The following is a 26,945-nucleotide window of genomic DNA, read 5'->3' on the forward strand; positions in this document are numbered from 1 at the left end:
TAATTGTGAATCTAAGAATTATTCAAAAGTTTTAGGAATTCTTGTAATTGAATATCTGATGTAAATTTATTTAGATAAGTATCTTTTGCTAAGTCACCCATACGCTTTTGCAGATCTAAATTACCTTTAAGCTTTAAAATGAAATTAAATACATCATCGGTATTTGTCGCTATAAAACCAGTTTTGTTATGTTGAACTATTTCGGGTAAAGCTGAATATCCATTGTAAACTATTACTGGAGTACTGTTTGCATAAGCTTCTATTACGGTTTGTCCAAAAGTTTCTTCATATGATGTTGATATCACAACATTAGCAGCTGAAAAAATACGGCTTTTCTCAATAAAATCCCAAGTAATAAAATTTGAAAAGTTAGTGTTTTTCAATATCTCCAAATTTTTTATTTTTCCTAAAGTTACAAACTTAATATCGGGATAATTTTGAAACATTTTAAATAACTTCAAAAACCTATCATATCCTTTTAACTCAACATCAATATCATTGGCACTCATTAAAATTAAAAAATCATTTTCATTAAACCCTAAAACCTTTTTAGCATCCATTGTTGAAATTAAAACTGATTCAGTTATTGGTAAACCTAAATAGATTTTGCATAATTTTTCATTTTCAAAACAATTACTACTTTTCAAGGTCTTAAAAGTAAAGTTACTATTGGCAATAATTTTATAATTCTTTAATTTGCTTAAATAGAAAATCTTTTTCTTAGAAATTAAAGATTCAATAAAACTAATTAATTTGTTAGAATTTTTCATTTTATCGTAAAGCGTATGCAAACGGCCAGAAATAATATTGAAATCATGAACAAAAAAGAAAATTTTCAAATTTTCATCAACATTTTCAAAAAAAGATTTATAATCTAAAAAATCTGATACCCAATGCATTAATACAATATCATCACTATTAATTAGGCAATCTAACCTATAGTTAGTTTTAATTCCTGAATGATAAAAAAAATTTCGGTTATTATATATTCTTACTATAATTCCATTTAGTTTATTGTTAAAAAAAACAAATAACTTGTTACCTCTTTTTTTAGTAATTGCTTCATTTACTTTATAACATTTTAATCCTTCTATCGAAGTATATTTATTATACAAAACACTGTTTAAACCGTAGTCCAACATAGTTTGATGTAATCTAAAAGCAGCTATACCTGCTCCTCCTTTAATATCGGTTGTAAAATGAACAAATCTCATTTTACAAAATATTTTTTTATTTTCCTGTATACAAACTTTAGTTCTCCGTAAGGTTCTCTAGAACAAACAGAAAGGATAATATGCATCCTAGATAATTTTGTCTCCTCTAATTTAATTTTGCCACTAAATTTTTTTTTGTCTTTCTTAAAGCTATCATTTAATGTAGTATCAAAACAATTTTCACCTGTGCCATCCAAACCAATATTACTAACATAAGAGTGTTTACTTGTTAAACAGTAGCCTTTGTTAAAAAAAATAGTAGAATACCATAAAATAGCCCATGTATTAATCTTCTTGTTAATATTTAAAAGAAGTTGGTTGTGAAAATCCAAGGAATTATCGTAATTAAAATTTCTCATCAAGTCCTTATTTTCAAGCAATTTATTATAACAAAAAGAATAATCGGTTATTAATTGCTCCCATCTATCTTTCCAAGTTGCCCATCCCCAACAATTCATATATCTTGAAAAATAGTAATCATCAAGTAAATACTGTAATTTACTTTTAAAATTATGACCATTTATATGATAAACGTCTTTTGCATCTTTATAATACGCTAAACTAAAATTCATATAATCAAGAAAATTTTTAGATGTAACCATATCATCTTCTAAAACAATAATTTTTCCATAATTTTTAATAACATTAGAAATACCATCTAAAATATTTTGCGCCAATCCCCAATTTTCATCTCTTTCAACAATTACAACTTCACCACACCATTGTTCCCTTTTTACAATTGCTCTAACTTCTTTAATATCTAAAAGCGTTTGTTTATTAGCATTTTGTTTTGCCCCATCACAATATATATATAGTAAACTTTTATTCGATAAACAATTATTTTTCAAAGCATTTAGTGTTTCAATCGTATGCCAAGGACGATTATAGACAAAAAGAACTACAGGGGCTAATTGCAAGTTTACCATCGTTAAATTTAATTCTAAATTAAATCTTTAATTTCTACTTTTATATAAAAATGGAAAAAGTTTTTGCCTAAGTCTAACTAATGGAAAATATTTAATACTTAATAACGAAAACAAATATTTAGTATTATTAAAGAATAAATATTGCCAATAATTTACAGCTTGGTATAATTTAGGGTTTTGTTTATACTTTAAAAGCCATAACAATTTTAAAATTTCATCTATTTTTCTACCACAAACTTTAGTGTTTTTTGTCCAAAAAAATAAAGCTTCATACATCTTGGGAATATAAATGTTATATAAATCTTTGTCATTATTTACATTATTATCATGTATACCTCTAACTGCTAGTGGTTCATTTAATATTCCAGAAAACAAGTTACAAATCAATGACATTCTAAAAAAAAGTTCAGTATCTTCAGCTACTTGCAAAACTTCATTAAATAATCCGACTTTTTTAAAAATAGCTTTTTTTATGGTTAGTCCAAGAATAGAAAAATGACCATACTTACCATATAATAAAGCCTCAAAAAGTTCATTTGGTTCAATAGTTTTTTTAAGTGTAGTTAATCTTTGTTTTTCCCTTTCTTCAGAAGTAGCGTCTCTATAAAAATGAACTCCTATAGCGTTATAAACACCATCTACTTCTTGGTTTTTTTCAAAAATTAATTGGTCGTTTTTAAACCTTTTTTCCAAATAAAAATCATCAGCATCTAAAAAAGCAATATAATTTCCAATAGCGTTTTGTATACCCAAATTTCTGGTGGCTGAACGTCCTTTATTAATTTTATTAGGATGATGGTATAATTTTATTTTCGGATTTTGTGTTTGCAGTTGCTTTATAATGGTTTCGCTACCGTCAGTACTACCATCATTAACCACCACAACTTCACAAACTTCGGGTTGTTGTAATGCTGAAGCAATTGCTTTGTCAATATAATGTTCACAATTATACACTGGGACGATAACTGATACTAAAAATGCATCCATTAGTAACTGTTTTTAAACTTAAAAAAACGCCTACCAACAAACTTAATAAACGCATAAATCAAACCATTTTTAATTATTAACCAACCAATGTACATTTTGTTTTTTAAAGTGAGTTGGTTGTTATACTTAAAAATAGTTTCTAACCTAAATAGTATTTGAGACTTTTGTGAGTAACTGAATTTACATAAATGCTTTTTTGCTAACTTTTTGTAAAACAATAATTTAGCCTCTTCCTTTTTTAAAAGATTATCTGTTCTTCCAGAAATATTTTCATTAGAATTTCTAATGTAAACATTACTTTCATTAATGCAAAAAATTAACTTGTCCTCTGAAAACTCTATCCAAGCCATATCATCAGAGTACCAAGCTAGTGGAAAATTGTTGAATTTATATTTTTTATACGAGTTAATATTAAACACATATTCTGACAATGAACTTCGGGTAAGTTCATTAATTTTTTTATAGAATGCAGTGGTTGTTTTTTCCCACATGGGATGTGTAAACGATTTGGAAATTTCATTACGCTCCTGATTAATTAACCTTGAAGCAAATTTTACCACATGTGAATTTGTGTTAAACATTTTGTGGTTATTATAAAATGCTTCAACAGCGTTGAACTCTAAATAATCATCATCACCTAAAATCATAATCCACAATTCATCCTTTACAAAATCAATACAACGTTCCCATTGTTTTACTAAAGATGTACTTCCTAAATTGGTTTCAAATCTGTGATACTCAAAATTAAATGTTCCTTGAAATTCTTTTAAAAACAATTTTGGATTTTCAGGACTTGCATCATCACCAATGTATACCTTAAAATTTTTATTTGTCTGGTTTGCTAAGGACATTAAAGTTTCCTTAAAGAAAGTACTTTTGTAATATGGTATGACTATGGCTAACATAGATTTATAACTTAACACCTAATTTTCTTTTTATTTTCAATAAAAGCTTAACTATTTCATTGTGCTTTTTTAAAAGTAATTTTTTGTTTTTATTATTTAAATACCAAAAATAATGATTGTAAACAATGGTATCATACAAATCTAAATCTTTATGATTTCCTGCATTTTTAGTTGTTGCTTGATTTAAGTGAAGCCTAAAAGTTACTAACTTTTCATCTAGTAATGCTGCTTTGTATTTTAGAATTATTCTATTACAAAACTCAAAATCTAAAGCTTGAATTAAGTCTTCACGATAATTTCCTATGGTATCTATTATTTCTTTTTTAAAAAGTATAACACTTGGCTCGCCAAACTTATTTAAAGGTTCAATTAAAAACGATTGATGCATAAATAGAGTTTTATCTATTATTTTGTAGCTATTTTCTTGTTTTAAATTTAAATCTTTTTGTAAATCGCCATATGTATTGATCCATTGATTAGTTCGCTCTGATTTAAATGCTTCTTCTACCATAATATGCCTTTTGCACAAAACCATTTTTACATCATTATTTTTTTTAAAAACACCCATCATTTTTTCAATACAATTTGGTTCCATAAAATCATCTTGAAACAAAAACTTTATGTATTCACCTTGGGCTTTGCTTAAACAATAATTCCAATTTGCACCAATTCCACTGGGTTTATGGTCAAAAATTTTAATTGGAATGTTTGTTTTTGAAATATATGTATCCACAATAGCTAAAGTACCATCCATTGAAGCATCATCAGATATTATTATTTCTAAATTCTTGTATGTTTGTTTTATAACAGAATTTAAAGTATCTGTAATGTATTTTTCACCATTAAATGTTGGAATTAAAATAGAAACTAATGGTGAATTTTTCATTTAACAAATTATGACTTGATTATTTACTTTGATTTTATACTGCTGATCTTCCTTAAAATTCTGTAAAAATATTTTAAGGTCAAAAAAACTAAACAACTTAAATACATATTTTGGGTCTTATAGAGTTTTATAGCTTTGTTACAATATAAAATCAATTCTGAGTAATGCATTTGCTTTGAGGCTAATTTTAATAATTTAAAAAATTTATCATTCTTAAAAACATTATCCTCATTTAAAGAACTAAAACCATTATCAGAATAATAGGCTATCACTTGATTTATATATGCCTTTGATATTTTTTTGGAATAAAACCAACGCATATTATGATCCCAATCGGCATGGATTTTATACTTTAAATTAAAACTACCTATCTTTTTAAATACTGAACTTTTAAAAAAAATGGCTTGATGACAAATATTCTTTTCTGCCAATTTAGCAAACGTAAATTCGCCATCATAAATTCCATTAAAGCGTGGTGAATACACATTACCGTAAACTACTTCAAAATCTAGAACTTCATCTCTGTTTGCAAACTGCTGTAAAGTAGTTGATTCATATATAGAATCGTCGCTACCCATAAAATACAACCATTCGCCTTTGGCTAAATCAATACCTTTATTCATAGCGTCATAAATACCTTTATCCCTCTCTGAATTAATAGTAATTTTTGTGAATTGTTCTTTATAGTTTTCTATAATTTTAATGGTATCATCTGTAGACAAATTATCAATTATTAAAACTTCTAGATTTTTAAATGTTTGACTAATAATACTATCCAACGCTACCGATATTGTTTTACCAGAATTATAAGTGGGTATTATTATTGAAAATATTGGGCTGTTTTTAATTAACATATTTTCTATAATTTCGATTATTTAATTCCAATATAACTAACAAAGCATTTTTAATACGCTCGATTGATTTTCCATCAAGTTTATACGTAAACATATCCACCGCCTCAATAATACTTAAATCGCAAACATCTATATTTATTAACTCAGTAATTGTATCATTTAAACTTTTTTTATCTGTCAATAATACTTTTTTATAGTTTGAAAACTTCATTAAATGTTCTAAATGGCAACTAGGCCCATCACTAAACAAATCAAAAGCAACAACTCTTTTTCCTAGCATAATGCCTTCTTCAATAGTAGTTGAAGATCTACTAATAATTAAATCTGAAACCATTGCTAATTCATAAAAGGTAAACATATTATCGTTAGGAAGAATAACTTTAAAATTATTAGATTTTTCTATTCCATATTCATTGTCCAAATATAAATTTGGATGCATTTTATCGTTTGGGTGCATTTTAACAATTAAGCTAAAATCATCAAAATCAATGTTTTCATAAATTGTTTTTATATAGAGTTTGTATAATTCATTAGGATTTTCTCTATCGTCATATTCAAAAAATAAACATGTTGCTATTAAAATAATTTTTTTGTTAATATCAAAACCATCGTTTTTTAATTTACTCTTTATTGCAGCTACATCTATATTTACTATATCATCATGAAGAGAATTACCGGTAAGAAACAGTCTTTTTTCATCTACGCCCAAGTTTAACATACTATCATAAATATACTTTCCATATACCACTTGATAATATGACGCAGAAGTACTTTGCCCTAATATGTTATCTTTTTGACTTCCGCCATGCTGAAAACAAATAGTCTTTGAATTTTTTTTATTTAAATACATAATTATACTAGATCCTAGAGTATGTGCTTTTTCTTTTAAAAAATCCAAACAAATTAAATTTAAATGATTTGCTCTGTTTAATGAAAAAACCAAAGGCAATGTTGAAAAAGTAAAACTTATACCTTTTACTTTAAAAATATCACTTGAAAATTCGGTATTTAAACTGTTGTTTTTTATGAAAACTATGTTAATTTTAAATTTGGAATTATTAGCTAAATATTTAATTAGAGGTGTAAAAACCCTTATTTCTGCTTTTGAAGTAATAATAAAATTTAAATGAGTTTTATTAAGTGCAAATAAACTTTTTAAAGACTTTAAATTTTCAAACACACTTTTAGAAGAATAACCAAACAATAGTGTATGACTTCTAAATAAAAAATTTAGAATTATGTGTTTTAACTTTTTTTTTATGTTAATCAATTTTAACATTTTTTAAAAACCTTTTGAAAGACGAATAATATTCAAAATCTAAATTTTGATATTTATTAAAGTCTAAATTTTTGACTTTTCTATCAAAATTTCTAAAATCAGCATCTATAAACAATTCTTTTGCGCCAATTAACTGCAGAAGACCTTGTACTTTTTTTGTATTTGATGGTAGAAAAAAAGTTTTAGTATGGCTCATAATACCAAATATTCCAATATGATACCTTCCTGAAACTAATAAATCAAAAGACTTTATAATAGTTCCAATATTTTTGAAACTAATACCATCCTCGTATGAACATATTATTTCAACATTCATTTTTTTAAGCTCCTCTGCTATGAATTCTTCCTTGGGTTCAATCATTAAAAAATAAGGTTTATAGCCTATCTCTCTAATTTTTTTAATATGTGTCTTAATTTGCTCAATAGAAACACCACCCTTTTGATTTGGATAGACTGCTAAAACACCAGAAGTATACAAACACGATTTATTATCTATTTTAATGTTTTCGCTTTTCTTATTAAAAATAGATGCTTTAAACGCAAAGTCGGGTATTATAAAAGCACTAATGTTTAAAGATTCCAAATACTTAAGAGAAATAGGTTCTCTAACTGCTAAAAAATCGACTTTATTTAAAACTTCTTTACTCAAACGTCTATTCATAGATTGGTATGATCCATTGAGCATAGCGACTTTTTTTCCTATAGAATTAGTATAAAAAGCCATAGCCATAAGTGTAAAGGCTGCTGTACTATTACTATGTATAGTACCTTCCATGTTTATTACGACCAAATCTGAACCAGTAATAGCATTTCTAGTTTTTTCTGATAGTTTGTTTAATGCTAAAAATTCCCAAAAATTATAATTAAATTGCTTTATATTAATTTTAAAAAGTTTGAATAGGATTTTACTTAAAAAATTTCTTTTGTGAAGGTTTCCATTATTAAAAACATTATATTCTTGCCCTAACATTAAAGTATCAACATCAACATCTTCAATATTTTCTTTTATAAAATCTATTAATGCACTTACAGTAGCATGACATCCAGGATTTTTTTCAATGCGAGTATCGTTTATTAATAATACATTCATAAATCAATTAGCTTATTACTTCCCATTTAGTTTTTTTTACAATAGAACCAAAACTATTATACTTGCTTCCTGAAACAATAAAACTTTCAGCACCATCAAATCTGCATATATTTTTACCTTTAAAATCATTTTCAATTAGTCCTATATTCAGAAAATACTTTCCATTAGTTAAATCAATATTTTCAATTAAAAATTTAATTCTAATTTCTTTGTTTTTGTTTTCAAATATCAAGTCATCAGTCAATGAAAAAGCTTGATATATTGTTTTCATTTCTTGATCAAGTATAGAGTAATGCAAAATAAATTTTTTTATACTATTAGGTAAAAGAATACTGAAATCAACTTCTAATTCTTCCATATACCGAATTTGGTTTCTGCTTAGTTTAATATTGTAATATTCAGGAATTATATCTCCAACAGCATTTTCTATAGACAGATCTTGATCCATCATATAATTATGAATCACTTCATTAATTTCGTCAATAATGAGCAATTCTCCTTTTCTCATTAAAAGACCACTACTACATATCCTTCCTAAAAGTGGCATTGAATGACTTACAAAAATCATAGCACAACGTTTAGAAAGTTCACTCATTTTATTAAAACATTTAGCCCTAAAATTTGCGTCTCCAACTGCCAAAACCTCATCAATAATCAAAACATCGGGTTCCATTTGAGCTGCTATGGCAAAACCCAAGCGCACTTTCATACCACTACTATAGTTCTGCACAGGCATATCTATAAACTCTTCTAATTCAGCAAAAGCGATGATAGCATCTAGTTTTTCGTCTATTTCCTTTTTTATAAAACCAATAACAGCTGCGTTGTTGTAAATATTTTCTCTACCAGAAAGTATCGGGTTGAATCCTGCGCCCAACTCAATAAGAGCACCTATTTTTCCTTTAATGGTTACAGTACCTTCATCGGGTGCTATTAACCCATTTAGTATTTTAAGCAAGGTGCTTTTTCCTGCGCCATTATGCCCTATAAGGCCTAAACATTCGCCTCGTTTTACTTCAAAACTAATATCTTTTACCGCCCAAAATTCATCTTTTCGTAAATCATTATGTTGCGTTCTACCCGAAATACCACTTATTAAATCTTGTACACCATAAAACAAACTTTTCTTTAAGTTTTTGGCAAATTTTTTAGAGACATGCTCTGCTTTTATTAATACGTCTTTTTCCATTAGGCACTCATTCTTTCGGTTATGATGGGCATTGAAACACGATACACTACCATAGCAATAACACTTAAAAACAGGGTAACAAACAGAAATCCTATCCAGAAAATGCTATTTTCAACAGGCATTCCTGTAAGTGTATTTCTAATATCGGTAACGATATAACTCAACGGATTTAATTGCATGATTGTTTTCATAAAACCGTTTTTAGGCTCTACATACAAAACAGGTGTAATGTACATTAAAAACTGTAACCCAATGGGTATAAATCGGCTTACATCGTTATATAGAATTCCAATAGGTGAAATAATGATGCCAATACTAATAAAGAAGAGCATTACCACCAACAAAAACGGAAAGAACAAAAACATGGAGCTAGCGGGTATTACTTGAAAATAAAGTATAAAAAACAGAATCATGGCAAGTTTAATCAAAAAATTGAAACCTACTTTAATAAGTCCTAAGCTAATTAATGCTTCTTTTTCAAAATTTATTTTAGTTATAATACCTTTATTTCCATTAATGGTTGTCATGGGCATTTTTAAACACTCTCCAAATATCGACCAAATAGCAGTTCCTACCAAAGCAAACAAAGGATACGGAATACTCGTTGGTGTTAGTTCTATAGTACCTGAACTTTGTAAAAATATCCAAACCAAAGCATTTGTAACCACGGGCAGTATCACCCAAAATATTCCAAAAATAGACTGTCGATGTTGCGATGTTACATCGCGTTTGGCTAATTGTTTGGCTAAATGAAACGAACTTTTATAACCTTTAATACTTTTTAGCAGTATGTCTTTTATACTGTATTTGGTACTGTTTGAATAAACTCTAATTTCAAGTGGCATTTTTATTTGTTTAATTTCTAAATTAATGATAATAGATAAGGCGTAGATACTCCATAGATACTCCGTAGATAAGGCGTAGTTAAAGCGTGCTTTGTTAAAATATGTTAATGTTTTTTATTCAATCTAAAAATGGACTTGAGTTTACTTATAATACTTTTTGTTTTTAATGCCTCTTCATGATAGCCATTAGCATAATGTCCGTAGCCATAACCATACCCGTAACCATACCCATAGCCGTAGCCGTATTTTCCTTTTTGATCGTAATAATTATATAGGTAACTTAAATTTTTTATTTCACCTTTGTCATATTTATCATTTATAAGGTTTAACATGCCTTTTTCTGTGTAGTCTTGTCTTACCACATAAACCGTAGCATCTGTATATTTTAATAACTCAAAAGCATCAGCAACCAAACCTATTGGTGGTGTATCTAAAACTATAAAATCATACGTTTCTTTTAATGTTGCCATAAAAGCATCTGTTTTTTCGCCTATTAACAGTTCAGATGGATTGGGCGGTATAGGTCCGGATGTAATTACATCTAGATTTGGCACATTAGTTTGTTGTGTTATTTCTTTTAAACTTTTTTGTCCAATTAAATAGTTTACAGCACCAGTATCATTTTTAATTTCAAAATCACCAAAAATTTTAGGCTTTCTTAAATCTAACCCTACTAACACTGTTTTTTTACCACTTAAAGCAAAAACAGTGGCAATATTTATAGAGCAAAACGTTTTTCCTTCGCCACTAACAGAAGAAGTAACCATAACTATTTTTGAGCCCTCTACACTTCGTTTGCTATACATGTATTGCAAACTAGACCGCACGCCTCTAAAAGATTCAGCAACAACCGATTTTGGTTTTAAGTGAACAACCAAATTACTTTCATCTAAACTACTTTTACCAACAACTCCCAGTAGTGGTATTTTTGATAATTTTTCTAATACTTGCGGGCTATGTATTTTATTGTCGAAAAAAGTAAGTAAAAATGCCGCTAACAATGGGATAAATAACCCACCTACAACGGCAAACAAGTATCTTGAACTTAATTTTAAATCAATAGGAATAGCACCAGTATCTTTTGCGGTATCGATAACTAAAACATCAGAAACACTAGCAGATTTTATAATATCTGCCTCACCTCGTTTTGCTAAAAACACATTGTATGTTTGTTCGCTTAAGGCATATTGCCTTTTAATGCCTAATAATTTTTGTTGTGCTTTTGGTAGTCTTTTAATTTCTGATTCTGAAGTGGCAATTTTAGAATTAATCAACTGCATCTCTCTTTTTATACCACTTGTTGCTGTTCTTATATTTTCTAACAACACTGTTTTTATACCTTCAATCTGCCTGTTTATGTCATCAAAAATTAATGCATCCTTTCTTACGGTTGATTCGTATTTTGATTTTTGAACGGATAGTTGATTAATTTTAGAAATGTTTGATAATATATTCCCTTCATCTATTCCAGCAATTGATGGTGCTGGTACTTCGGTAAAAGTATTACTGGTTTCTAAATATGTTTTTAAACTAGCATAATATGCTAACTTTCTATTCATATTATCTTTTTCTAATTCTAAATTAGTTAGTTTACTATTTATAACAGCACCTTCACCATCTAAATCGTATATTTTATTTTGTTCTCGGTAATTGTTTAATGAGTCTGAATTTGAGGTTAATTGTGTTCTTACACGTTCTAATTGTGCGTCAATAAAATTTATGGTATTTGTTACAAACTGGTTTTTCCTATTTAGTTGATCTTCACTTAAAACTTGCACCGTTTCATTTAAATAATCTACAATTTTACCTTTGTTTACATCTACCATACTTAAATTTAATATGGCAGAATTTTTAGGATTATCAATTGCTAAACGGTTTTTGTAATTGGCAACAACGGCATCAAAATCGGTAAACTGAATAAAATACTCATCGCCTGCTGCGGCTTTTCTATTTTCGGCTAAATTAATGGTGGCATTAAAATATGGTAGTAGTACTGTGTCTCCTAACGTATATTTTACTTTTATTTCTTGAATTGGTACATCTAAATTACCTCTTTCTTTAGTTGTAAAATTTTGTGTATTAACAACATTGGTTTCAAAATTGAAGGTTAATTCGTAAGTGTCATTATCTAAAAAAACAATTTTTATAGGAATGTTTAAAACTTGATTAGTGTTTGGAAGTAATTCAACTCTAAAAGGTGCTTCTTTATAAACATCGTCTTTTCTAAAACGCGATTGCTTTAAATATGATATGTAAAATTGTAAATTGTCAACTACTTTTTCATGAATGGAACGTGAACTTAACGATGTCATCATGGTTTGTACTTTACCAGAAACGCCACCCCAATTAAAAGTTAAACTAGTAGTTGATGTAAATAACGGATTAGATTCTTCTTCTATAGAAATTTGTGTGCTTAGTCTATAAGACTGTTGTTTTCTTATATTTTGTTGATATACAATAAAAACACCAATACCTATAAAAAGTATATACAACTTCCAATAGCTTAAGGCTCTAAATAAAAAAGCTTTAAAATCAAATGCAGATTGAAATTGCGATTCCGATACTTCAAATTCATCATTCATATTAAAAGCTTATAAATTTTTAACTAAAAAATAGGTAGACACCATAACGGATACTAATGATGCTATAATTGTTAAATTTTGCATTCCGGTTTGTCCTGCTCCTAAAGCTTTACGCTTCAATGGTTTTACCAAAATGATATCGTTGGGTTGTATATAGTAAAAAGGCGATTGCATTGCAGCAATATCAGTTAAATCGATATGGTGTATTTTTTGTCCATCTGGATACTGGCGTATTACCAAAACATCTTTTCTGTCGCCTGTTATTGAAATATCACCTGCGTTTGCCAAAGCTTCTATAATATTTACCCTATCCTGATATAATGTATGTACACCTGTACTTACTTCACCAATAGTTGTATATCGTAATCCTGCCAATTTTACCGTTACGAACAACTCTGCCGATTCTTTAAAATACTGTGCTAACAATTCGGTTTTTACTTTCTCCTCTATTTCAGTAATTGTAAACCCTAAAACATTTATTTCTCCTAAAATAGGAAACTTTATGTTTCCATGTAAGTCAACCGTAAAACCGCTAAAATACAAACCTCCTCCTTGGCTTCCAGAATTAGCTCCTTCCACAGGGTTAAAAATAGCCGTTAATTCATTATCTAAAGCTTTTACATTAATGCTTAGTATATCATTAACTTGAACACGATAAGGCTTAGAAAGCTCTTTTAAAGATAAAGCGTCTAGCTTTACAGTACCTTTATCTTGTAAATAAACAATATCTTTATTAGTAATACATGAAGAACATAAAACACTGATAGACACACAAATAAACAAGAATGTTTGTTTCATCATAGGGGTAATAGATTTATCACAAATATAACTTTTCATAATGAACAATAAAACTTATCACCTAATTTTTGGTTTTTTATCCGTTCTTTGCAAAAAAATATCATTGTTTTGAATTATTTAACTGTTGAAAATATATCGAAATCTTACGGAGAGCTAACCCTTTTTGAAAACATTTCTTTTAGCATACACAAAGACCAAAAAATAGCTTTCGTTGCAAAAAATGGTACGGGAAAAACCTCTATTTTAAATATTATTTCTGGTGATGATGATCCCGACTCTGGTACTATAACGTATAGAAATGGTATTGTTGTTTCCTTCTTATCACAAGATCCTAAGTTTGATAATGCTTTAACGGTTGAAGAAACCATTTTTGCAAGCGATAATCCTATTTTAAAAGTTATTTTAAATTATGAACATGCGCTTTTAGATCCTGAAGATACCGAAGCTTACCAAAAAGCCTTCGAGCAAATGGAACAATTCCAAGCTTGGGATTTTGAAACACAATACAAACAAATACTTTTCAAATTAAAACTTGAAGATTTAAACCAAAAAGTGGGTTCGCTTTCTGGCGGTCAAAAAAAACGGCTATCGCTTGCAAATGCTTTAATAAACAAACCCGATTTATTAATTTTAGACGAGCCTACAAACCATTTAGATCTAGAAATGATTGAATGGCTTGAAGCCTTTTTTGCCAAGGAAAACATTACACTTTTTATGGTTACGCACGACCGTTATTTTTTAGAGCGTGTGTGTAACGAAATTATTGAATTAGATGAAGGGCAACTTTACAGCTACAAAGGAAACTATTCGTATTACCTTGAAAAGCGTGAAGCAAGAATTGAACAAACCGAAGTAGAAACTGGCAAAGCCAAACAACTTTTTAAAAAAGAGTTGGAATGGATGCGCCGCCAACCTAAAGCTAGAACCACAAAATCAAAGTCTAGAATTGACGATTTTCACGATATAAAACACCGCGCCAGTCAACGCAGAAACGACCATGAAGTACAATTAGAGCTTAACATGGAACGTTTGGGTAGCAAAGTGGTTGAGTTTCACAACGTATCAAAATCATTTAAAGATAAAGTAATACTTGACGGATTTGAATACCTGTTTAAAAATGGCGAACGCACAGGTATTATTGGAAAAAATGGTACTGGTAAAACCACATTTTTAAACCTTTTAACGCAAACCACAAAACCAGATTCTGGAAAAGTGATTGTTGGAGACACCGTGAAATTTGGATATTATACCCAAAACGGCATTACCATAAAACCCGGACAAAAAGTAATTGACGTTATAAAAGAGTTTGGAGAGTATATTCCACTTAAAAAAGGTCAGCAAATTAGTGCAGGGCAACTATTAGAACGTTTCCTTTTCAGCAGAAAAAAACAATACGATTTTGTTGAAAAACTAAGCGGTGGCGAACGTAAACGCCTCTATTTATGTACCGTTTTAATACAAAATCCAAACTTTTTAATTCTTGATGAGCCAACTAACGATTTAGATATTGTAACGCTTAATGTACTAGAAAGTTTCCTAATGGATTTTCCTGGTTGCGTTATAGTGGTGTCTCACGATCGTTATTTTATGGATAAAGTGGTAGACCATTTGTTTGTTTTTAGAGGCGATGGTGTTATTGAAGATTTTCCTGGAAACTATACCGATTTTAGAATTTATGATGATAGTCAACCAGTAATTTCAACTACTTCGGAAGATAAAAAAGAAAAAAATGCTTGGAAAAAAACCGATGATAACAAACTAACTTTCAATGAAGAAAAAGAACTAAAAAACATTGAAAGCAAACTAAATTCATTGGCTTTTGACAAAAAAGAATTGGAAAATAAGTTTAACAACCCCAATTTAACGCCTGAAGAAATAAACAAACTATCAGACGCATTACAAAAAATTATAGACGATTTGGAAGCAAAAGAAATGCGTTGGATGGAATTGCAAGAGAAATTAGAAGCATAAAATAACTAACACATAAGGTTAAAACTTCAAACTTAGAAATGCTTAAACTTTAATGCATCAAATTAAATCGTATATAAAATTTCTAATAAAATCTACCAACCAACATGGTGTACATTCACCTTTTGTTTACAGTCTAGTTACCAAATGTTTTTACAATAAATCTAAACATGAAGCATATAAAAGCATTTTACATTACAAAAAAGAGCTTCTAAAAAATAACACCAAACTTACAGTAACCGATTTGGGTGTAGGTTCATTAGTTACAAAAGAAAAGCAACGCTTCGTTTCTGAAATTGCAAAAAGCGCAGGAACTACCACAAAAAGAGCCAAACTTTTATACCGCATTACAGCTTATTTTAAACCAAATTCAATTTTAGAATTAGGCACATCACTAGGTATTGCAACACACAGTATGCAATTAGGAAACCCTAAAACATCAATTGTTTCTATTGAAGGTTGCACAAATATTTCAAATTTTACTAAAACGAATTTTGAAAAGCTTCAGTTACAAAACATATATCTTTTAAATGGTGATTTTTCGGAAGAAATTAAAAATATAAAACACAAAACCTTCGACCTCATTTTCTTTGACGGAAATCATCAAAAAGAAGCTACTTTAAGTTATTTTGAAGCCTTATTACAAACAGCAAACAACGATTCTGTATTTATTTTTGATGACATTTACTGGTCTAAAAGTATGACTGAAGCTTGGGAAACCATCAAAAAACACCCACAAGTAACAGTTACTATCGACACTTTTTATTGGGGATTCGTGTTTTTTAGAAAAGAACAACTAAAAGAACATTTCGTCATTAGAGTTTAGTTGTTTTACCTAATTGGTGACTAAAATTTTTAAAATTCTTATTTTTACTTTTTATCTTACATCAAAACACAAAGTATGTTAACTTATTTAGTCATCATTTTAGTATTATTCGCTGTAGTTATTTGGAACAACAACCGAAACCGAGAAAAACTAAATAACAGAAGCAAAAACAGAAAAAGCTACCGTAACAATTACTACCAGCGAAAAAAAGATATTGAAAATGAAAAAGAGTTGTAAATTCTTTAAAACTTTTCAATCTTTTACCTTTTAACTTTTTAACTTCGTAACATAAAATGAGCATAGAAGATTTATGTCGTTAAACAAATATCATTTTTAGCGAAATCGAAGATTCACAAACACAAAAACATAAATTAAATAGACGTTAGTAATTACATCTGACCTCTAAAACAATAACAAAATCAGATGAAAATTTATACCAAAACAGGCGATAAAGGTACCACAGCTTTATTTGGCGGTACACGCGTGCCTAAACACCATATTAGAATAGAAAGTTATGGTACTATTGATGAATTAAATTCGCATTTAGGTTTAATTCGAGACCAAAATATAGATAAACATTACAAAATTATTCTCATTCATATTCAAGATAGACTTTTTACAGTAGGTGCCATTTTAGCTACACCTGAAGATAAAGCTATTTTAAAGAATGGAAAAGAACGCTTAAATATTCCTAAAATTACTTCGGAAGATATTGAACGTCTAGAAAAAGAAATAGACACTATGAACGAAGCCTTACCTCCTATGACGCATTTTGTGCTTCCTGGTGGGCATCAAACAGTGTCATTCTGTCATATAGCACGTTGTGTGTGTCGCAGAGCCGAACGCTTAACTGTTGCTTTAAATGACATTGAAACCATTGACGAACGCACTATTATGTACCTAAACCGCCTTTCTGACTATCTTTTTGTGTTGGCACGAAAGTTGACTTACGACTTGAAAGCAAACGAGGTTAAATGGATTCCTGAAAAGCAGTAATCTTTTAATGGAAATGCAGTGTTAACATTAGGTAAAAGATAAAAAACCCTAAACAAATCTAAAACTGTTTAAGGATAAAATAAACGCCCAAATTAAACACTTAATTTCAACTGTTTAGAATACAAATGAATACGTTCTTAAAAATAATAATTAAATAATTCATTTTTTCCTTGTGTGTTTAAACTAAAAAATTATTTTTGCACAAAATTAAAACGCACATAAAATGTATTGGACTTTAGAATTAGCATCATATTTAAGTGATGCGCCTTGGCCAGCAACAAAGGACGAGTTGATAGATTACGCTATTAGAACTGGTGCACCTTTAGAAGTTGTTGAAAATTTACAGTCTATAGAAGACGAAGGTGATGCTTACGACTCTATAGAAGAAATTTGGTCTGATTATCCAACAGATGAAGATTACCTTTGGAATGAGGATGAATATTAATAAAGCATAAAGAAAAGTTAAAAAGTCTCGGTTTGAGGCTTTTTTTTTGTCCTAAACCTTTATAAAACATATAACAAAATGTATCTTTGATTGCTTTTTACAAAGCAACAAAACAAACTATTTTACCACTAGGCAATACCTAGTTAACATATAATATAAATAAACACATGAGTTTTTTAAATTCTGTACTTAAAGTATTTGTTGGCGACAAATCAAAACAAGATGTAAAAGCCATTACCCCAATTGTTACTAAAATTAGAGCTTTTGAAGCCAGTTTGGAAGGCTTATCGCACGATGAATTGAGGGCAAAAACAATACAATTTAAAGCAACCATTGCCGATGCAATTAAGCCAATAAATGACGAAATAGCAAAATTACTTGAAGAAGCCGAAAATACTGAAGACATAGATAAACGTGAAGATATTTATCAAGATATTGATAAACTTAAAGACGATGCTTACCAAAAAACCGAAACCGTTTTAAACGATATTTTACCTGAAGCTTTTGCTGTAGTTAAAGAAACAGCAAAGCGTTTTGCTAATAACACATCGCTTACTGTTACCGCAAGCGCTTATGACAGAGAATTATCGAGTGCTAAAGATTATATAACTTTAGATAACGATAAAGCTATTTGGGCAAACTCTTGGGATGCTGCTGGAAAAGCCATTACTTGGGATATGGTACATTACGATGTACAACTTATTGGCGGTATTGCTATGCACCAAGGTAAAATTGCCGAAATGCAAACAGGTGAAGGTAAAACATTGGTAGCTACATTACCTATGTACTTAAATGCCCTTGCTGGCAAAGGCGTGCATTTAGTAACAGTAAACGACTACTTAGCAAAACGTGATAGCGCGTGGATGGCGCCAATTTTTCAATTTCATGGCTTAACGGTTGATTGTATAGATTACCATCAACCTAATAGTGAAGGCCGTAAAAAAGCGTATAATGCCGATATTACTTACGGAACAAATAATGAATTTGGTTTCGATTATTTACGTGATAATATGGCACACTCACCAAACGATTTAGTACAACGTCCGCACCACTACGCTATTGTAGATGAGGTGGATTCTGTTTTGGTTGATGATGCGCGTACACCATTAATTATTTCTGGTCCAATTCCGCAAGGTGAACGTCATGAGTTTAATGAATTAAAACCAAAAGTTGATGATATTGTTGCTGTACAACGCAAGTATTTAACCGGTGTTTTAGCAGAAGCAAAAAAAATAATTACTGCTGGCGATACCAAAGAAGGTGGTTTTCAATTACTACGTGTATATCGTGGTATGCCAAAAAATAAAGCACTTATTAAGTTTTTAAGTGAAGAAGGTGTTAAACAACTACTTCAAAAAACCGAAAACTTTTACATGCAAGACAACAACCGTGAAATGCCAAAGGTTGATGCCGAATTATACTATGTAATTGAAGAAAAAAACAATCAAATTGAATTAACTGATAAAGGTGTTGAATACATTTCTGGTAAAGACAACCCAGACTTTTTTATCTTACCTGAAATTGGATTAGAGATTGCTAAAATTGAAAATCAAAATTTACCTTTAGCTGAAGAAGCAAAGTTAAAAGAAGAACTATATAAAGATTTCGGTGTGAAATCTGAGCGTATTCACACACTTAATCAATTACTAAAAGCATACGCGTTGTTTGAAAAAGATGTTCAGTACGTTGTTATAGACAATAAAGTAATGATTGTTGATGAGCAAACAGGACGTATTATGGATGGTCGTCGTTATTCTGATGGTTTACACCAAGCCATTGAAGCGAAAGAAAATGTAAAAATTGAAGATGCTACCCAAACCTTTGCTACCGTAACGCTTCAAAATTACTTTAGAATGTACCGCAAACTGTCTGGTATGACAGGTACTGCGGTTACTGAAGCTGGTGAGTTTTGGGAAATTTACAAATTAGATGTAGTTGAAATACCAACCAACCGTCCAATTGCTCGTAATGACCAAGAAGATTTAGTTTATAAAACAAAACGCGAGAAATACAACGCCGTTATTGATGAAGTTACCAAACTTTCATTAGCTGGTCGTCCAGTTTTAATTGGTACTACATCTGTAGAAATAAGTGAATTACTAGGTAAAATGCTTACCATTCGCAAAATTCCACACAACGTATTAAATGCAAAGCTTCATAAAAAAGAAGCTGATATTGTTGCAGAAGCTGGTCAACCTGGTCAAGTAACTATTGCAACCAATATGGCTGGTCGTGGTACTGATATTAAACTAACCGAAGCAGTAAAAAAAGCTGGTGGTTTAGCTATTGTTGGTACAGAACGTCACGATTCACGACGTGTTGATAGACAGTTACGTGGTCGTGCTGGTCGTCAAGGAGATCCAGGAAGTTCTCAATTTTATGTCTCTTTAGAAGATAACTTAATGCGTTTATTTGGTAGTGAACGTATTGCTAAAATGATGGATAGAATGGGCTTAAAAGAAGGTGAAGTAATTCAACATTCTATGATTTCAAAATCTATTGAGCGTGCACAGAAAAAAGTAGAAGAAAACAACTTTGGTGTTCGTAAGCGTTTATTAGAGTATGATGATGTTATGAATGCGCAACGTGAGGTTGTTTATAAACGTCGCCACCATGCACTTTTTGGAGAACGTTTGCGTGTTGATTTAGCTAATATGCTTTTTGATACATCAGAAGGTATTGTAGAAACTAATAAAACAGCTAGCGATTTTAAAAATTTCGAATTTGAATTGATAAGATATTTTTCAATGAGTTCGCCAATTACTGAAACAGAATTTGGCAAATTATCGGCTCAAGAAATTACTGGAAAAGTTTATAAAGCGGCTTTCGATCATTATAAAGAAAAAATGGCGCGTAATGCTGATATTGCATTTCCTGTTATTAAAAACGTATATGAAACACAGCGAGATAAATTTAAACGCATTGTAGTACCTTTTACTGACGGTATTAAAACCTTAAACGTGGTTACCGATCTTGAAAAAGCATACGAAACAAATGGTAAACAATTAATTACAGATTTCGAAAAAAACATCACATTAGCCATTATTGATGATGCATGGAAAACGCATTTACGTAAAATGGATGAGTTAAAACAATCTGTACAGTTAGCTGTTCACGAGCAAAAAGACCCATTACTTATCTATAAATTTGAAGCATTTGAGTTGTTCAAATCTATGATTGATGAAGTTAATAAAGATGTTATTTCATTCTTATTTAAAGGGGAATTACCTCAAGAAACACAAAGCACTATTCAAGAAGCTAGAGAGCGTAAACAAGAAAAATTGAATGTTCAAAAAGACGAAATTCCTAATTTAGATGAACGTTCAGCACAAAATAGAGCTGCAAGTAACACACAAAATCAGCCACAAATAACAGAAACTATTGTTCGCGATAAGCCAAAAATTGGACGTAACGACCAAGTAACCATAAAACAGGTTATTACTGGCGAAAACAAAACCCTTAAATACAAACAAGCCGAACCTTTATTGGCTAAAGGCGATTGGGTTTTAGTAGAAGACTAATAAAACTTCTGCTTTAGCAGAGTTCTTATAAAATCAAAATCCCGATAATAACTTATCGGGATTTTTTGTTTAAATTAGCTACATAAACCTACAAATAATGAACAAAAACTACGGATTTAAAGTCAGTCTTAACAATAAACCACTAACACACGCAGGTATTAAAGATGAGCATTATGTTGTAACCTGTATTCTCGACTCTTTCAATAGAACTTTAGAACCAAAAAAAGGTCTAAATCTAAACATATCCGGTTTAAAATCAACACTTCAACAACGTCTTAAATGGATTGATACCCCCTTAAAACTAGGAGACAAAATTACAATTGAGATAATATCTGATAATTATGATGAACCTGCTTTAATTTCTGAATCTAAATCTAAAGAAACTATATTGGAAGGAAAAATAAGAGCTTACAAAAAACTTAAAGAGGAGCTTAAAGACTATTTAAACGAATAACCTTTAACTCTCATATTGTAATCTGGAAGTTTCAATAGTTTTCATATTATCCTTAGCCCATTCCACCAAAGTATTTAAATGTGGTATTAAGCTTTGACCTAGTTCTGTTAATTCATACTCTACTTTTGGTGGCACCTGCGGATATATGGTTCGTTTCACCAAACCATCGGCCTCCAAACCTTTTAAAGTAACCGAAAGCATTTTTTGAGAAATGCTTTCAATCTGTTTATCTATTTCATTAAATCGCAATAAGCCTTTTTCTTCTAAAAGCAACAGTACCAACATAGACCATTTATCACCTATACGATCTAGAACATTTCTAACCGGGCAATGTGCGGGTTCTGTATATTTATTTTCAATTTCTTTTTTCATAATACATTGATTTTCAATAAAACTAACATATACATCAGCTAGTCACATATTTGTAACTTCTTGTTTTAAAGATACTTAATCACTACCTTTGACTAACTAAAAGTAAGTTAAAAACTTTTAATTATCAAATATACAATAGAAACTTTAACAAACAAATATTATGAAAATAGGAATAACTGGTGCTACTGGTCAATTAGGCACATTAGTAGTAAACGAACTTAAAAAAAGAGAATATAATAATCATCTTGTTGCTTTGGTACGTTCAACTGAAAAAGCTAAAGACTTAGAAATTGAAACTCGCGAGTTTGATTATGATAACCCAAAAAGCTTAGAAAAAGGATTGCAAGGTATTGATCGTTTGGTGTTTATTTCTGCTAATGAAATAGGCCAAAGAGCCCGTCAGCATAAAAATGTAATAGAGGCTGCCAAAAAATCAAATGTTAACTGGATTGTTTACACAAGCCTTCTTAAAGCAGACACGTCTTCATTAAGTTTAGCTGGAGAACATTTAGCAACAGAACAAGAATTAAAAGCTTCAAGTATTGATTATACCATTTTACGAAATGGATGGTATACAGAAAACTATACCGCATCCATACCTAGTGCCATTAAAAACGATGCTTTTATAGGTAGTGCGGGAAACGGTAAAATTTCTTCGGCAGCACGATTGGATTATGCCGAAGCCCTAGCCGTCGTAATTACAAATGACCAAAATAAAGGACAAACATTTGAGCTAGCAGGTGACAACAGCTATACTTTAACAGATTTAGCTAAAGAAATATCAAAACAAACAGGAAAAGATATTCCTTATAACAATTTATCTGAAGACACCTATTCTAACATTTTATCACAGGTTGGTCTACCTGAAATACTGGCTAAAGGTTTAGCAAGTTGGGATATATCTGCTTCTAAAGATGATTTATTTGATAATAATCGTAAATTATCTACCTTAATAGGAAGGCCTACAACTTCAATAGAAAGCTCTATACATGACGTTTTATAATTAGGCTTTTCAAGTAAATTTTCTAAAATAGTTAGTATTATTACCTGTAATACGTTTGAGTATGACTTTAAAAGATTTAAACAAAATAACCTCAACCTTAAGCAATACCAAGAAAATGCCTGTATTGTTTTTAGGTCATGGTAGCCCCATGAATGCTATTGAAGAAAACGAATTTGTCGCATCATTTAGGCAATTAGGCAAAGATCTTGTAAAACCCAACGCCATTCTTTGTATTTCAGCACATTGGGAAACCAAAGGTACTTTTGTAACCGCTATGCAAAATCCACCAACCATTCATGATTTTGGAGGGTTTCCCAAAGCCTTGTTCGATGTGCAATATCCAGCACCCGGAAGCCCAGAATTAGCCAAAGAAACCAAAAGCATCATTACTAAAACAGAAGTAGAGTTGGATGACAAATGGGGATTGGATCACGGTGCTTGGAGCGTTATTAAACATTTATATCCCAATGCCGATATACCTGTTGTACAAATAAGCATTGATTATACGAAACCACCACAACACCATTATGAACTAGCCAAAGAATTAGCTAAACTAAGGCAAAAAGGCGTACTTATTATTGGTAGTGGTAATATGGTTCATAATCTAAAACTTGTTGCTTGGAATAAGCTAAATACCCAATATGCTTTTGATTGGGCTATTGAAGCTAATGAAACCATGAAGCATTATATTTTAGATGATAATCATAAAAGCCTAATCAATTTTAAAAACCAAGGACAAGCATTTGATTTGGCAATTCCAACACCTGAGCATTTTTTACCTCTTATCTACACATTGGCTTTAAAAGAAAAAAATGATGCAGTTTCTATATTTAATGACAAACCTATTGGTGGTTCACTTACAATGACTTCTATAAAAATTTAAAACAATCTTATATATTAAATAATAAAAAAGCCGCTTAAAAGCGGCTTTTTTATTCTATTTGTTTAAGTACATTTTTCGTCTTGAATATAATTCGTAAAACTCATCATCTTTTAAACTATCTATAAACAAAATACTTTCTCCTGTACTTTTCATTTCTGGACCTAATTTCTTATTCACATTATGAAACTTGTTGAAAGAGAAAACTGGCTGCTTAATTGCAAAGCCTTTTAACTGTGGATTAAAGTCAAAGTCTTTTACTTTCTTTTCTCCTAACATCACTTTAGTTGCATAATTTACATACGGTTCACCATATGCTTTTGCAATAAATGGTACGGTACGAGATGCTCTTGGGTTTGCTTCAATAATGTAAACAATGTCATCTTTTATAGCAAACTGAATATTTATTAAACCAACCGTATTAAGTGCTAAAGCAATTTTTTTAGTGTGGTCTTTAATTTGTTGCATAACGAATTCGCCTAAGTTGAAAGGTGGTAACATAGAATTACTATCACCAGAATGGATTCCACATGGCTCTATGTGTTCCATAATACCTATAATATATACATCTTCGCCGTCACAAATTGCATCTGCTTCAGCTTCAATAGCACCTTCTAAATAATGGTCTAAAAGAAGTTGATTCCCTGGCATTTGACTTAATAAATCAACTACATGCTTTTCAAGTTCTTCTTTGTTAATTACAATTTTCATTCCTTGACCACCAAGTACGTATGATGGACGCACCAATATTGGAAAATCTAACACATCAGCAATTGCAGAAGCTTCATCGGCAGTTGTAGCGATATCAAATTGAGGATAAGGGATGTTATTTTCTTTTAATAAGTTTGAAAAATGCCCTCTATCTTCAGCTAAATCTAACGATTCAAAACTAGTTCCAATAATTTTAACACCATATTTGGTTAGCTTTTCAGCAAGTTTTAAAGCTGTTTGCCCGCCTAACTGCACAATAACACCTTCTGGTTTTTCGTGCTTAATAATGTCGTAAATATGTTCCCAGAATACTGGTTCGAAATATAGTTTATCGGCAGTATCAAAATCGGTTGAAACCGTTTCAGGATTACAGTTAATCATGATGGTTTCATAACCGCATTCAGCTGCAGCTAAAACCCCGTGTACACAACAATAATCGAACTCAATACCTTGCCCAATTCGGTTTGGACCCGAACCTAAAACTATTATTTTCTTTTTATCGGTTACAATACTTTCATTATCTGCATAACGTTTTCCGTCGGCAGTTTCCATATCACTTTCAAACGTTGAATAATAATATGGTGTCATGGCTTTAAACTCTGCAGCACAAGTATCAACTAATTTATATACTCGGTTTATACCAAATTCTTCACGTTTATTATAAACTTGACTTTCTAAACAACCAAGCATGTGCGCTATTTGTCTATCACCATAGCCTTTTTGTTTTGCCTCGAGTAATAATTCTTTTTCTAATGTGTCAATTTTGAATGTAGAAATTTCCTTTTGAAGTAAATATAATTCTTCATATTGCTTCAAAAACCACATGTCAATTTTTGTGATTTCGTGAATTCTGCTTAACGGAATTCCCATGGCAATGGCATCGTAAATTATGAATACACGATCCCAAGAAGCATAGGTAAGTTTTTCTATAATTTGTTCGTAGTTCTTGTTTTCTTTTCCATCGGCACCTAATCCATTACGTTTAATTTCAAGTGATTGTGTTGCTTTATGAAGTGCTTCTTGAAACGAACGTCCAATACCCATAACTTCACCAACCGATTTCATTTGAAGCCCTAAGGTTCTATCTGAACCTTCAAATTTATCGAAATTCCAACGTGGTATTTTTACGATAACATAATCCAAAGTCGGTTCAAATAATGCCGAAGTAGACTTTGTAATTTGATTTTGCAATTCATCTAAATGATACCCCAAAGCTAATTTAGCTGCAATTTTAGCAATAGGATAACCTGTTGCTTTACTTGCCAATGCTGATGATCGTGATACACGTGGATTAATTTCAATAGCTATTATTTCCTCTTTTTCATCTGGTGAAACAGCAAACTGCACGTTACAACCTCCGGCAAAATCCCCAATACTTCGCATCATATGGATTGCCATATCACGCATTTTTTGGTACGTTTTATCGCTTAAAGTCATTGCTGGTGCTACAGTAATAGAGTCACCTGTATGAATTCCAATTGGATCCATATTTTCTATAGAACAGATAATAACCACATTATCATTAGCATCACGTAGCAACTCTAATTCATATTCTTTCCAGCCTATTAAAGCTTTATCAATCATAACTTCGTGAATTGGTGAAACTTCCAATCCTCGGGTTAATAACTCGTCATAATCTTCTTCTTTATAAACAAATGAAGCACCTTCACCACCTAAAGTAAATGATGCTCTAATGATTAAAGGAAAGCCAAATTCTTGAGCAATTTCTTTACCTTTTAAATAAGAAGTTGCAGTTGCTTGAGGCGCCATAGGAATACCTATTTTAAGCATAAGCATTCTAAACTTCTCTCTATCTTCGGTTATGTTGATAGCATCAATATCTACACCAATAATTTCAACATTAAAGTCTTTCCAAATTCCTTTTTCATCGGCTTCAATACATAAATTTAACGCTGTTTGTCCACCCATAGTTGGTAAAACTGCATCAATTTGTGGATGTTCTTTTAAAATTTTAATGATTGACTTAGTATTAAGAGGCAATAAGTAAACATGATCTGCCATAGATGGATCGGTCATGATGGTTGCAGGATTAGAATTGATAAGGATTGTTTCAATTCCATCTTCTCTTAATGATCGTAAAGCTTGTGTTCCCGAATAATCAAATTCGCATGCTTGACCTATAACAATAGGTCCAGAGCCAATAATTAGAATGGATTTAAGTTTTGGATTTTTTGGCATTTTTACTGTTTAAAT

General features: G+C 30.5%; 23 protein-coding genes. 9 read left to right on the forward strand and 14 right to left on the reverse strand.

The window, feature by feature from the left end:
* Window positions 1–11: 11 nt before the first annotated feature.
* The 12 genes from ACFQ1R_RS05620 to ACFQ1R_RS05675 all read right to left on the reverse strand — a co-directional run bounded on the left by ACFQ1R_RS05620 (window position 12) and on the right by ACFQ1R_RS05675 (window position 13,558).
* Entirely contained in the window at window positions 12–1,214 is a 1,203-nt protein-coding gene (locus ACFQ1R_RS05620) for a glycosyltransferase (protein ID WP_379925143.1), read from the reverse strand.
* Complete coding sequence (locus tag ACFQ1R_RS05625) at window positions 1,211–2,131, reverse strand: hypothetical protein (protein ID WP_379925144.1); 921 nt, start codon at window positions 2,129–2,131, stop codon at window positions 1,211–1,213. Before ACFQ1R_RS05625 ends, ACFQ1R_RS05620 begins: the two co-directional genes overlap by 4 nt.
* Before the next feature lie 36 nt (window positions 2,132–2,167).
* Complete coding sequence (locus tag ACFQ1R_RS05630) at window positions 2,168–3,127, reverse strand: glycosyltransferase family 2 protein (RefSeq protein WP_379925145.1); 960 nt, start codon at window positions 3,125–3,127, stop codon at window positions 2,168–2,170.
* Complete coding sequence (locus ACFQ1R_RS05635; protein ID WP_379925146.1) at window positions 3,127–4,032, reverse strand: glycosyltransferase family 2 protein; 906 nt, start codon at window positions 4,030–4,032, stop codon at window positions 3,127–3,129. Before ACFQ1R_RS05635 ends, ACFQ1R_RS05630 begins: the two co-directional genes overlap by 1 nt.
* A 4-nt stretch (window positions 4,033–4,036) precedes the next feature.
* Window positions 4,037–4,918 (reverse strand): glycosyltransferase family 2 protein, encoded by an 882-nt coding sequence (locus ACFQ1R_RS05640; protein ID WP_379925147.1) that lies wholly within the window; start codon window positions 4,916–4,918, stop codon window positions 4,037–4,039.
* Between the two features lie 23 nt (window positions 4,919–4,941).
* Window positions 4,942–5,772, reverse strand: coding sequence for a glycosyltransferase family 2 protein (locus tag ACFQ1R_RS05645; protein ID WP_379925149.1), 831 nt, complete (start codon window positions 5,770–5,772; stop codon window positions 4,942–4,944).
* Window positions 5,762–7,042 carry a UDP-N-acetylglucosamine 2-epimerase gene (locus tag ACFQ1R_RS05650; protein WP_379925150.1) on the reverse strand — a complete coding sequence of 427 codons (1,281 nt, stop codon included), beginning with the start codon at window positions 7,040–7,042 and terminating at the stop codon, window positions 5,762–5,764. Before ACFQ1R_RS05650 ends, ACFQ1R_RS05645 begins: the two co-directional genes overlap by 11 nt.
* Window positions 7,035–8,141: a polysaccharide pyruvyl transferase family protein gene (locus ACFQ1R_RS05655; RefSeq protein ID WP_379925151.1), complete on the reverse strand. Its 1,107-nt coding sequence runs from the start codon at window positions 8,139–8,141 to the stop codon at window positions 7,035–7,037. Before ACFQ1R_RS05655 ends, ACFQ1R_RS05650 begins: the two co-directional genes overlap by 8 nt.
* 7 nt (window positions 8,142–8,148) lie before the next feature.
* Window positions 8,149–9,330, reverse strand: coding sequence for an ABC transporter ATP-binding protein (locus ACFQ1R_RS05660; RefSeq protein ID WP_379925152.1), 1,182 nt, complete (start codon window positions 9,328–9,330; stop codon window positions 8,149–8,151).
* On the reverse strand, window positions 9,330–10,175 hold the full coding sequence (locus tag ACFQ1R_RS05665; protein ID WP_379925153.1) for an ABC transporter permease: 846 nt from the start codon (window positions 10,173–10,175) through the stop codon (window positions 9,330–9,332). The genes ACFQ1R_RS05660 and ACFQ1R_RS05665 overlap by 1 nt, the downstream gene beginning before the upstream one ends.
* Before the next feature lie 104 nt (window positions 10,176–10,279).
* On the reverse strand, window positions 10,280–12,757 hold the full coding sequence (locus tag ACFQ1R_RS05670) for an exopolysaccharide transport family protein (protein WP_379925154.1): 2,478 nt from the start codon (window positions 12,755–12,757) through the stop codon (window positions 10,280–10,282).
* 9 nt (window positions 12,758–12,766) lie between these two features.
* Window positions 12,767–13,558 carry a polysaccharide biosynthesis/export family protein gene (locus ACFQ1R_RS05675; RefSeq protein WP_379925155.1) on the reverse strand — a complete coding sequence of 264 codons (792 nt, stop codon included), beginning with the start codon at window positions 13,556–13,558 and terminating at the stop codon, window positions 12,767–12,769.
* Window positions 13,559–13,663: 105 nt separating this feature from the next.
* Between ACFQ1R_RS05675 and ACFQ1R_RS05680 the strand changes: the two genes are divergently transcribed.
* From ACFQ1R_RS05680 to ACFQ1R_RS05710, 7 genes are all read left to right on the forward strand, one after another.
* Complete coding sequence (locus ACFQ1R_RS05680; RefSeq protein WP_379925156.1) at window positions 13,664–15,526, forward strand: ABC-F family ATP-binding cassette domain-containing protein; 1,863 nt, start codon at window positions 13,664–13,666, stop codon at window positions 15,524–15,526.
* Between the two features lie 52 nt (window positions 15,527–15,578).
* Window positions 15,579–16,349 (forward strand): O-methyltransferase, encoded by a 771-nt coding sequence (locus ACFQ1R_RS05685; protein WP_379925157.1) that lies wholly within the window; start codon window positions 15,579–15,581, stop codon window positions 16,347–16,349.
* Between the two features lie 75 nt (window positions 16,350–16,424).
* Complete coding sequence (locus ACFQ1R_RS05690; protein WP_379925158.1) at window positions 16,425–16,586, forward strand: hypothetical protein; 162 nt, start codon at window positions 16,425–16,427, stop codon at window positions 16,584–16,586.
* Between the two features lie 186 nt (window positions 16,587–16,772).
* Complete coding sequence (locus ACFQ1R_RS05695) at window positions 16,773–17,345, forward strand: cob(I)yrinic acid a,c-diamide adenosyltransferase (protein WP_379925159.1); 573 nt, start codon at window positions 16,773–16,775, stop codon at window positions 17,343–17,345.
* A gap of 223 nt (window positions 17,346–17,568) precedes the next feature.
* Window positions 17,569–17,790, forward strand: coding sequence for a DUF2795 domain-containing protein (locus ACFQ1R_RS05700; RefSeq protein WP_027136925.1), 222 nt, complete (start codon window positions 17,569–17,571; stop codon window positions 17,788–17,790).
* A gap of 167 nt (window positions 17,791–17,957) precedes the next feature.
* Window positions 17,958–21,311 (forward strand): preprotein translocase subunit SecA, encoded by a 3,354-nt coding sequence (secA, locus tag ACFQ1R_RS05705; protein WP_379925160.1) that lies wholly within the window; start codon window positions 17,958–17,960, stop codon window positions 21,309–21,311.
* Between the two features lie 97 nt (window positions 21,312–21,408).
* The gene (locus tag ACFQ1R_RS05710) at window positions 21,409–21,765 is read left to right on the forward strand and encodes a hypothetical protein (RefSeq protein ID WP_379925162.1); all 357 of its coding nucleotides are present in this window, start codon (window positions 21,409–21,411) and stop codon (window positions 21,763–21,765) included.
* A 3-nt stretch (window positions 21,766–21,768) separates the two neighbouring features.
* On the opposite strand, the gene ACFQ1R_RS05715 is transcribed toward ACFQ1R_RS05710, so the two are convergent.
* Window positions 21,769–22,137, reverse strand: coding sequence for a winged helix-turn-helix transcriptional regulator (locus ACFQ1R_RS05715; protein ID WP_379925163.1), 369 nt, complete (start codon window positions 22,135–22,137; stop codon window positions 21,769–21,771).
* Between the two features lie 160 nt (window positions 22,138–22,297).
* Between ACFQ1R_RS05715 and ACFQ1R_RS05720 the strand changes: the two genes are divergently transcribed.
* Complete coding sequence (locus ACFQ1R_RS05720; protein ID WP_379925164.1) at window positions 22,298–23,140, forward strand: SDR family oxidoreductase; 843 nt, start codon at window positions 22,298–22,300, stop codon at window positions 23,138–23,140.
* Between the two features lie 61 nt (window positions 23,141–23,201).
* Entirely contained in the window at window positions 23,202–24,023 is an 822-nt protein-coding gene (ygiD, locus tag ACFQ1R_RS05725; RefSeq protein ID WP_379925165.1) for a 4,5-DOPA-extradiol-dioxygenase, read from the forward strand.
* Between the two features lie 54 nt (window positions 24,024–24,077).
* Here ygiD and carB read toward each other — a convergent pair whose 3' ends face one another.
* Window positions 24,078–26,930, reverse strand: a complete 2,853-nt coding sequence (gene carB, locus ACFQ1R_RS05730; RefSeq protein ID WP_379925166.1) for a carbamoyl-phosphate synthase large subunit — start codon at window positions 26,928–26,930, stop codon at window positions 24,078–24,080.
* Window positions 26,931–26,945: the final 15 nt, after the last annotated feature.

Source organism: Mariniflexile jejuense, assembly GCF_042675665.1.
GTDB lineage: Bacteria > Bacteroidota > Bacteroidia > Flavobacteriales > Flavobacteriaceae > Mariniflexile > Mariniflexile jejuense.

Coding starts and splice junctions, on each gene's coding strand:
- ACFQ1R_RS05675 (WP_379925155.1), bottom strand. CDS start 13,558: ATGATGAAACAAACATTCTTGTTTATTTGTGTGTCTATCAGTGTTTTA.
- ACFQ1R_RS05700 (WP_027136925.1), top strand. CDS start 17,569: ATGTATTGGACTTTAGAATTAGCATCATATTTAAGTGATGCGCCTTGG.
- ACFQ1R_RS05670 (WP_379925154.1), bottom strand. CDS start 12,757: ATGAATGATGAATTTGAAGTATCGGAATCGCAATTTCAATCTGCATTT.
- ACFQ1R_RS05710 (WP_379925162.1), top strand. CDS start 21,409: ATGAACAAAAACTACGGATTTAAAGTCAGTCTTAACAATAAACCACTA.
- ACFQ1R_RS05695 (WP_379925159.1), top strand. CDS start 16,773: ATGAAAATTTATACCAAAACAGGCGATAAAGGTACCACAGCTTTATTT.
- ACFQ1R_RS05635 (WP_379925146.1), bottom strand. CDS start 4,032: ATGTTAGCCATAGTCATACCATATTACAAAAGTACTTTCTTTAAGGAA.
- ACFQ1R_RS05640 (WP_379925147.1), bottom strand. CDS start 4,918: ATGAAAAATTCACCATTAGTTTCTATTTTAATTCCAACATTTAATGGT.
- ACFQ1R_RS05655 (WP_379925151.1), bottom strand. CDS start 8,141: ATGAATGTATTATTAATAAACGATACTCGCATTGAAAAAAATCCTGGA.
- carB (WP_379925166.1), bottom strand. CDS start 26,930: ATGCCAAAAAATCCAAAACTTAAATCCATTCTAATTATTGGCTCTGGA.
- secA (WP_379925160.1), top strand. CDS start 17,958: ATGAGTTTTTTAAATTCTGTACTTAAAGTATTTGTTGGCGACAAATCA.
- ACFQ1R_RS05715 (WP_379925163.1), bottom strand. CDS start 22,137: ATGAAAAAAGAAATTGAAAATAAATATACAGAACCCGCACATTGCCCG.
- ACFQ1R_RS05630 (WP_379925145.1), bottom strand. CDS start 3,127: ATGGATGCATTTTTAGTATCAGTTATCGTCCCAGTGTATAATTGTGAA.
- ACFQ1R_RS05690 (WP_379925158.1), top strand. CDS start 16,425: ATGTTAACTTATTTAGTCATCATTTTAGTATTATTCGCTGTAGTTATT.
- ygiD (WP_379925165.1), top strand. CDS start 23,202: ATGACTTTAAAAGATTTAAACAAAATAACCTCAACCTTAAGCAATACC.
- ACFQ1R_RS05660 (WP_379925152.1), bottom strand. CDS start 9,330: ATGGAAAAAGACGTATTAATAAAAGCAGAGCATGTCTCTAAAAAATTT.
- ACFQ1R_RS05665 (WP_379925153.1), bottom strand. CDS start 10,175: ATGCCACTTGAAATTAGAGTTTATTCAAACAGTACCAAATACAGTATA.
- ACFQ1R_RS05620 (WP_379925143.1), bottom strand. CDS start 1,214: ATGAGATTTGTTCATTTTACAACCGATATTAAAGGAGGAGCAGGTATA.
- ACFQ1R_RS05645 (WP_379925149.1), bottom strand. CDS start 5,772: ATGTTAATTAAAAACAGCCCAATATTTTCAATAATAATACCCACTTAT.
- ACFQ1R_RS05685 (WP_379925157.1), top strand. CDS start 15,579: ATGCATCAAATTAAATCGTATATAAAATTTCTAATAAAATCTACCAAC.
- ACFQ1R_RS05720 (WP_379925164.1), top strand. CDS start 22,298: ATGAAAATAGGAATAACTGGTGCTACTGGTCAATTAGGCACATTAGTA.